Raw genomic sequence first — 1,599 nt, 5'->3', positions numbered from 1 at the left:
GGGCCGAGCGCGGCCTGACGGTCACCCAGACGACCTCGTACCCCTCCGACGACACCACCACGCTCAAGGTCACCGGCAGCGCCGGCGACACCTGGTCGATGCGCATCCGCATTCCGGCCTGGACGTCCGGTGCCACCGTGAGCATCAACGGCACGGTGCAGAACATCGCCACCACGCCGGGCAGTTACGCCACCCTTGCCCGTGCCTGGACCTCCGGCGACACGGTGACCGTCAAACTGCCCATGCGGATCGCGCTCCGGGCCGCCAACGACAACCCGGACGTCGCTGCGGTCACCTACGGCCCGGTCGTCCTGTGCGGCAACTACGGCAGCACCGCCCTCGCCGCGCTCCCGGTCGTCGACCCGGCGTCGATCAGCCGGACCGGCACCACGGGTCTCGCCTTCACCGCGACCGCCAACGGGTCGTCCGTGAACCTGGGCCCGTTCCACGACGCGCAGGGCTTCAACTACTCCGTCTACTGGAACACCAGGACCACCGGATTCCGCCTGCTCAACGCGGGAAGCGGGCTCGTGCTCGGCGTGCAGAACATGTCCACCGCGGACGGTGGGCTCGCGCTCCAGTGGGGCGACAGCGGGACCGCCGACCACGACTGGGCGCTCGTGCTCGACGGTACCGCGCTGCGTCTGCGCAACGTCAACAGCGGCAAGGTCCTGGGCGTGCGGAACATGTCCACCACCGACAACGCCTCCGTGCTCCAGTGGTCGGACAACGGCAGCGCCGACCACCGGTGGACCGTCGTCGAGACGGCCGACGGCTCGCACGGCCTGCGGAACGCCCACAGCGGCAAGCTGCTCGGCATCGCCGGGGCCTCCGCCTCCCCTGGCGCCCTTGCCGTGCAGGTCCCGGACACCAGCTCACCGGCCAGCCGGTGGTGGTTCGTTCCGACCGGCACCCGGCGCATCCAGAACGTGGGCAGCGGGCTCATGCTCGGTGTGCTGACCATGTCGACCGCTGACGGTGCCCGGGTGATCCAGTGGGGCGACAACGGCACCTCTGACCACATGTGGACCGCGGTGGTCGACTCCGGAGGATACGTGCGGCTCAAGAACTCCAACAGCGGCAAGGTGCTCGCCGTGGAGGGCGGCGGCACGGCCAACGGCTCCAGGATCGTCCAGTGGACCGACAGCGGGGCCGCGGACCACCGGTGGCGCCTGCGACACGGCGGCGGCGACACCTTCCGCATCCAGTCCGCCGTCAGCGGCCGCGTCCTCGGCGTCTCCGGGGCGTCCACCTCCCAGGGGGCCGAGGCCGTCCTGTGGGACGACAATGGCACGTCCGACCACCTCTGGCGTTTCCTCTGACCGGGTTGACCGACATGGAGCGCGCGGCGGTCCGCTGCGGTGACCGATTCGGGCGGTCCGGCCGGCCGACTGACGCCCCGCGCACCTCCTGGCGGCTCTTCGCCCCGTCGCACGTGCGACGGGGCGAAGGGGTGGGGGTGTGGGGGCGTGCGGACCTGTCAGGTCAGGCTGCGCTGCACGTCACGCGGCGGCGAGCAGTCTGCGCACCCTCGCCGTTCCTGATCCTGCAACTGCGCGAACTCGCCGAGTTGGCCGCCGAACTCCACCGGCGAAGCCG

1 protein-coding gene is annotated in these 1,599 nt (G+C 71.3%); it reads left to right on the top strand.

The window, feature by feature from the left end:
- Positions 1–1,322: RICIN domain-containing protein (locus tag C2142_RS36810; RefSeq protein ID WP_206671107.1), on the top strand; the 1,322-nt coding region annotated here is incomplete at its 5' end.
- Positions 1,323–1,599 lie beyond the last annotated feature (277 nt).

The sequence above is a fragment of the Streptomyces sp. CB01881 genome, assembly GCF_002953255.1.
In the GTDB taxonomy this organism is placed as follows: domain Bacteria; phylum Actinomycetota; class Actinomycetes; order Streptomycetales; family Streptomycetaceae; genus Kitasatospora.
This window is presented reverse-complemented; position numbering and strand designations above follow the sequence as displayed.